General features: G+C 33.4%; 7 protein-coding genes. 5 read left to right on the forward strand and 2 right to left on the reverse strand.

All coding sequences use genetic code 11. The annotated features are described in order from the left end of the window. The first annotated feature begins 8 nt into the window (after positions 1 to 8). Entirely contained in the window at positions 9 to 917 is a 909-nt protein-coding gene (locus ACFFIT_RS05420) for an ISAs1 family transposase (protein ID WP_385876634.1), read from the forward strand. Between the two features lie 524 nt (positions 918 to 1,441). Here the strand turns inward: ACFFIT_RS05420 and traL are convergent. Further along, a complete protein-coding gene (gene traL, locus ACFFIT_RS05430) occupies positions 1,442 to 1,675 on the reverse strand; it encodes a type IV conjugative transfer system protein TraL (protein WP_385876635.1) in 234 nt (77 codons plus the stop codon). Positions 1,676 to 1,862: 187 nt separating this feature from the next. Beyond that, a complete protein-coding gene (locus ACFFIT_RS05435) occupies positions 1,863 to 3,068 on the reverse strand; it encodes a hypothetical protein (protein ID WP_385876636.1) in 1,206 nt (401 codons plus the stop codon). Positions 3,069 to 3,960: 892 nt separating this feature from the next. Here ACFFIT_RS05435 and ACFFIT_RS05440 point away from each other — a divergent pair. The 4 genes from ACFFIT_RS05440 to ACFFIT_RS05455 all read left to right on the forward strand — a co-directional run bounded on the left by ACFFIT_RS05440 (position 3,961) and on the right by ACFFIT_RS05455 (position 6,558). Next, entirely contained in the window at positions 3,961 to 4,296 is a 336-nt protein-coding gene (locus tag ACFFIT_RS05440) for a hypothetical protein (RefSeq protein ID WP_385876637.1), read from the forward strand. Next, on the forward strand, positions 4,283 to 5,563 hold the full coding sequence (locus ACFFIT_RS05445; RefSeq protein ID WP_385876638.1) for a type II toxin-antitoxin system HipA family toxin: 1,281 nt from the start codon (positions 4,283 to 4,285) through the stop codon (positions 5,561 to 5,563). Before ACFFIT_RS05440 ends, ACFFIT_RS05445 begins: the two co-directional genes overlap by 14 nt. Before the next feature lie 476 nt (positions 5,564 to 6,039). Continuing rightward, complete coding sequence (locus tag ACFFIT_RS05450) at positions 6,040 to 6,174, forward strand: transposase (RefSeq protein WP_385876639.1); 135 nt, start codon at positions 6,040 to 6,042, stop codon at positions 6,172 to 6,174. Positions 6,175 to 6,288: 114 nt separating this feature from the next. Then, complete coding sequence (locus tag ACFFIT_RS05455; RefSeq protein ID WP_385876640.1) at positions 6,289 to 6,558, forward strand: transposase; 270 nt, start codon at positions 6,289 to 6,291, stop codon at positions 6,556 to 6,558. The last annotated feature ends 149 nt before the right edge of the window (positions 6,559 to 6,707 follow it).

A 6,707-nucleotide genomic window follows, 5' to 3' on the forward strand; every position in this document is an offset into this window, starting at 1 on the left:
AATCTAACATGCTAGAAGAACAGCAACAATCAACTGATAATAATAACAATAATGATGGTAGCACTCCAGAAAATACATTCGTTAATTTAAAAAGAATTATTGCTATTGACGGTAAAGATGTAAGAGGTTTACAAGCTCACACTGGTGAAGTTCTTAATGTTGTATCGGTACAAGATATCGGCCTTGGTATTACAATGAGTACCGAAATGGGCCTTGGAAAAGGTCAAGAAATTGAGATGGTAAGAAATGTTTTGAACACATTGAATTTAAAAGAATGTGTGATTACTTTAGATGCATTACACTGCCAAAGTGAAACAATTAATACCCTAGTCAAACAAAAAGCAACAGCACTGATTCAGGTTAAAGCAAATCAAGGTAAATTGCATGAATCTATTGATGCACAATTTCAAGATCTTTGGTCACTACCTGAATCAGAGCAAGGCGCGGCAAAAGAAGAAAGTACAGAACATGGGAGAAATGAACAGCGTGATGCATACGTTTTACCGATTAAGTTAAATGATAAATTATTGAAGAAATGGCCTCATCTTAATACAGCGATCGCAATCGTCAGAGATCGACAAGTAAAAGGTAAAATAGGAACTTATTCAACATCTTATTATGTCTGCACAAGTGAAATAACAGCAGAGGAAGCTCTTAAAATAGTTCGTCAGCACTGGGGTATAGAAAATAAGTTACACTGGGTATTAGACGTGACACTTAAAGAAGATCAGAGCGCTGTTCATGATAGAATTGCAGCAAAAAATTTAGCTTCACTGAGAAGAGTTACACTCAATTTATTACGAGTAACCCCTCTTCTTGAAAAGAAAAAGGAAGCACCGATGACAGCAAAAATGATGAAAGCTGTATTTGATATTAATTTTAGAGAATCGGTCATATTAAATTTAGCACGAGGGTAATTTCGCATGGTTTTTACTTACAAAAGCTGACAAAAATTTAATCCCCTCCTGAATATTATGCTAAGCAACATTATTATACGAATCCGAGATTTTTAATATCTATGGCAATCCAAAGGTTTAATTGTTCAGCATGCGCCTATAAGTATAATCCTCAATTGATTGAAGTTATGCTCTGTTTGATAATTTTAGTGATTGTCTTTATGCTTTTATCTGGTAAGAACTAATTAACACTAAGCTTTGTTTAAACATTTTCCAAGCAAATTATTTGTTGGTATATTTGTTGGTACAACATACGCCTCTATTATTTAATACAATTAAAACAGTGAATTACTAAAAATGCAAGTCCCGTCTTCGTTATGGTATCGGAATTAACGACTTTAACGGTGATACCTTGTTCAAAAATAGTGCAATTGCCTTACCAGTAATCATTGCCTATTTGTCCTATCCAGACTTCCAAGCATCCTTCACCACAGCTGCTCAAATTGAGCGTCCCTGCAACATGTTCAATGATCCCAGCTTGATACTCATGAAACAACGGAACTTATCAAGATAGCATGTAATAGGTATCCATCAGGTCGCCCATCGCGATAACGTCGATAGACTTTTGTTATCAAAAAACCGATCACGGTTAATGTGAGAGCTTGGCCGGTTAAAATTCCAAATACTATTCCAATGAAAAGCGGTGCGACTTCATCGGCACTCCAAAATAAAAAATGTGGGGGTTCATCAATATGCTGTGGTATGTCGATCAGTTTCATCTCTTCTCCTGTAGGGTTAAAAAGATGGAATGATGCATGAATATGAAGAGTATCGAGGCTGAGTTAAATGCATTTTTTGTGCAGATGTTTACACATGCATTAAACGAATCAGTTAGAGGCAGTCACCATCAATAACAAAATATAGGATAATCCAATACAGGTTATCCTATGTTCATTACACAAATAGTTATTGTGAATTTATGGTATGTGACATTTTAATATCGCGCGGATAAGGCCATAAAGCAATTTCCGAGTCATTAATCACCAAACATAAATGGGTGTATTGTCGAATTTGATTTGTACTGTCGTGCATTCCACCGCGAATGCCGTTATCAGTACCTTTAACTTCGTCTAAGTATTTTTCAATCAAAGGCGGGCATATCAAGTTCGTACCATTAAGTCGAAATAGGCGGATTGCATTAACATAGATAAATTTTTCATCAACCTTAAAACCTTTTCCCCAAATGGTCTGATCAAACATGGTTGGTAAATAGTTTTCACGATTAATTTTATATTGTCTAACATCTGCTTGTACCATGCCTAGAGCAGTAAGGGCTTTAAAGTTGATTTGACGGCCTTTGCCTAGCAATAAAACAATCATCATTCCGAAAAAAAGTACAAGAAATAAACTAATCACACCTTTTTTCCATTTAATCATTCTTAAAGCAAGATTTTCAGGATTTTCTGGATTTTCTGGATTTTCTGGATTTTCTGGATTTTCTGGATTTTCTGGATTTTCTGGATTTTCTGGATTTTCTGGATTTTCTGGATTTTCTGGATAGTTTGATTCAAACACCATCACCGGAACAAGTGAAACGAATAAAAGAAAGAGCATAATTCCCAAAAAAAATAACATATTACAAGAATCCACTTCTTCATTGGAGCGAGCAGCATCACTAATGTATATAAAAAATGGAAATAGAAATGTTAGATTAATGCTTACCATCAAAAAACAAAAAATCACGAAATTTTTAAATCTATCCTTTTTTATTTTTAGCTTTAAATAAAGAATAATTGCAACAACAATAGGCATAAATGCATATGCTATCCATATAAAAATTTGATACGGATGAAATAAATAAATACTTAAAAATAGAAGTGTAGAAAAGCCTAACCAAAAAAAATAGTTGTATATTTTTTTTAAATATCCTTTTTTAACCATTGATGTATTTATCTGAATAAAAGAATAATAAATGATACTAGGCATAAATAATATCAAACAAATTAACAAGAAAAAAATCACTGATGCAATAACAAGCCACAATAAATCGATAGGATTACTAACAATAGCCAAATAAAATAGATCTAATCTATTCAAGTGGTATAAATAATACCAGGTAAAAAATACACCTATACCTACCAACATGCTAATAAAATATTTCATATATTTCAAAGTAATATCCTCATTCATTTAGTTGATTTATTTGCGATAAAATCTACCGCTTACGATTAGAACTTCCTTTTAATAAAAATGCTACGTATTATAATAAAACTAAATTAATTGAATTTGCTGTCAACGTTGAACTTTAATTTAGGAATAGTTATAGACGGATTTAATTCTTATTGGATAGAATGAAAACATCCCTCTACCGCTTGAATAAACTCAAAAATATAGAGAGATGTTTTTTGATGTGGGATTCAGTTTCACCCGTTTTTGAAGATGCTTGATTGCAAACCCAAGTATGAGGATTGAAACCAGCATAATTGATGGAAAGAACAAGATTGGCAAAACAATTGAAGCCAGCAGACCAGACAACATTACGACACACAGCACGCCGTTCGCTTGCAAGCTGTAACGGTGCATGACTTGTAATCCCCCCTAAAAATAATAAGAGCTAAAAATGGGAAGTATTACATTATTACACTATAATCAGGAAAACCCTTAGCAAATACCTATCAAAAATACAACATCCTTTTCTACCCCTTTAATTGTATTTACAGTGCTTAGAGTAAGACCATCATCTGTATTATTTTCACCTTATACTGTTGATTGTGAATTACCTCGATTCGTTAAATGTTAAACGGAAATTTTGTGAGACGTTTCAGGAATTCTGACTAGAGATCGCCTCTTGGAAAAGTGGATAGAATGATTTAAATGCAGGAACAAAAGTAAAATTAAATTTACTTTTAATATTTATAAGTTAATTTAATTTAACTTTGTTTTGGTGTCTCATATTAGTAGAACTTGCAAGATAAAATTATTAATGTAAAATTAAATTAACTTTAATCCTATTAAAGTAAACTATAATTAACTAAATATGATAAAATTGGAGTGTAATTAACTTATGAGCGTAAAAAAACATAGAGTAAGTACGATTCCTGCTGCCGCATTACAACATTTTGCGACACTACTCAATATCGCAAGAAAAGAAAAACAATTCACAATAGAAGATTTGTGTGCAAGAGTGAATACATCTAAGCCCACAATGCTCAAAATTTTGAAGGGAGATTCAACGGTTAAAATAGGTATATATTTCGAAACAGCGTGGATTTTAGATGTGCCATTATTTGAAGCTGATCCACAACGATTTTCGGCACAAAAGCGTTTGATTGAAAAAATTGATACACTTTTACCGACTCGTGTATTATCTAAGAAGGAGATTGTTGATGATAATTTCTAATCGAATGTGTTATGTCTGGAAATGGATTAGTACTCAGCCGACGCCAGTAATTTGTGGTCGACTCAATATAGACGAACTAGGGAATCAAGTCTTTACTTATGGTGCATCCTACTTGCGAAGAAAAGATGCTGAATCTATATATATAGATGAATTGCCACTTAAGCAAGGAATTCAGTATCCAAAAAATGGAATGTCTATTTTTTCATGTTTACGTGATGCTGCTCCTGATGCTTGGGGTAGGCGTGTTATCAATAGTCAACTGATGGGACGAGATTACAATGGCTATCTAGATGAGATAACCTATTTGCTAAATTCTGCATCTGATAGAATTGGTGCATTAGACTTTCAGGAATCATCGACAAATTACAAATCAAGAGAAGCTGATGGTTCAACTTTAGATGAATTACTGCGAGCTGCTGATATTATTTCAGCTGGTGAGAAGATAACACCCGATTTAGATAATGCACTGATGCATGGTACCTCACTCGGAGGTGCGAGGCCTAAAGCAATGATAAATGATGGGAATAAAAAATATATCGCAAAGTTTTCAGCGTCAAATGATAGTTATGACATAGTTAAATCTGAATATATTGCCATGCAATTAGCTTCAATCGCAGGCATAAGTGTGGCTAATACACGATATGCTAAGTCATTAGGTAAAGATGTTTTATTAGTTGAGCGTTTTGATAGATCTTATAAAAATACTAGTTGGTATCGTCGTCCTATTGTATCAGGATTGACAGTGCTCAATTTAGATGAAAATTGGGCTAGAGAAGCCTCCTACATAACGCTTGTTCGACAAATAAAAAAAAATGGCGTGAATTTTTTAGCTGATAGTATCGAACTATTTAAACGCATGGTTTTTAACGTATTGATAGGAAATACAGATGATCATGCAAGAAATCATGCTTTTTTTATTGAAAATGACAAGATAACTTTGACTCCTGCCTATGATATTTGCCCTCAAAACAGAATGGGAGGAGAGGCTAGTCATGGAATGAAGCTTGATGAAAATAGTAATTTATCTTTATTAGCTTTATGCCTATCCACATGTGAAGATTTTAATATTACAAAAACTCAAGGTGAAGAAATAATAATTGATCTGATACGAGTTATTATTCAAAACTTTGATAAAGTATGTAACGAGATAAATGCTTCATATTTGACCCGTAAGTTACTTTTTCGCCGTGTTATTTTAAATCCTTATATATTCAATCAATGTGAATGGATTGGCGCAAAATTCAACCTTTTAGATAACAACTTATAATTGGCGTCTTTTATTGGCTATGTATGTTCTAGGGAATCATTTCTTACCATAGATAGCAATAAAAAATCATTGAGAAGTTGTAATACTGGGCAAATTTAAAGTACACCTCATTAAAGGTGTTCAAGTTTTTATGCCGTCCGATAACCGCACTTTTTAAATTGTCGCACAATACGGTTTTAGGGTCCCCTCCCCATCCAATAACGGCTTAAATATGAACTCGTACAAAACTGTCAAATTGCATATTCAGCATAAACTTGACAAAGATACGTCTAGAATATTAGAGCAGCATCATTAAAGCCCTAATTTTAGGCGATGTTGCCAACTGCAATAGGCAAAATACGCACACCAATTTGAATTTGGCAATTAATTTCTTCTAATACTGGCAAGTTAATTAGACCATAAGCAGCCCTATGAATTAGGATAGTTTTTAATAATTTTATAGTACACTATCATTAAATAATAGGAGATTTAGAAAAATGGCTAACCCAAAATTTTCAGATGAATTTAAAATGAATGCAATTAAATTAGCTAATATCCGAGGAGATTGTTCTCTGAAAGATATAGCTAAAGAACTCAATATATCCAAAAGCATCTTTAGATGCTTAGCTTAAAAATCATAGAGAACAATTAAATCAACTCTCTTCTGATAGTAAACACTAGTCAGCTCAAGAAAAATTATTAGCCATTGCAGAATCCCATGCTTTAACTGGCGAAGAACTCAGCCAATGGTGCCGTATGTAGGATATTTTTTTGAACATCAATTAAAGTCTTGGAAAAGGGAGTTTATTGAGAGTTCTGAAAAGAAAAACAGTAATGCACAAACTACTGAATTAAAAACACTTAAGGACAAGAACAAGGCACTAGAAGCCGATTTTAAAAGGAAGAATAAAGCATTGGCAGAAAGTGCTGCGTTGTTAGTGCTTTCAAAAAAGTTCAATACGTTGATTTCGGGAGAGTACAATTCACCGAAACATCAACGCGCATTAAACTATTAGAGTTAATTGGTGAAACTGTTGCTTCTAGCGCCAGAGCTTTTAGATGATGTGAGGTGATAGGTCTCTTCTATGCAACCTACCTCACGGAACTTGTCAAGATAGTTGTTAGTTATTTATAATTTTTACATACTAAGCTACACCGTTTGTTT

Source organism: Thorsellia kenyensis (assembly GCF_042432445.1).
Classification (GTDB): Bacteria; Pseudomonadota; Gammaproteobacteria; order Enterobacterales; family Thorselliaceae; genus Thorsellia; species Thorsellia kenyensis.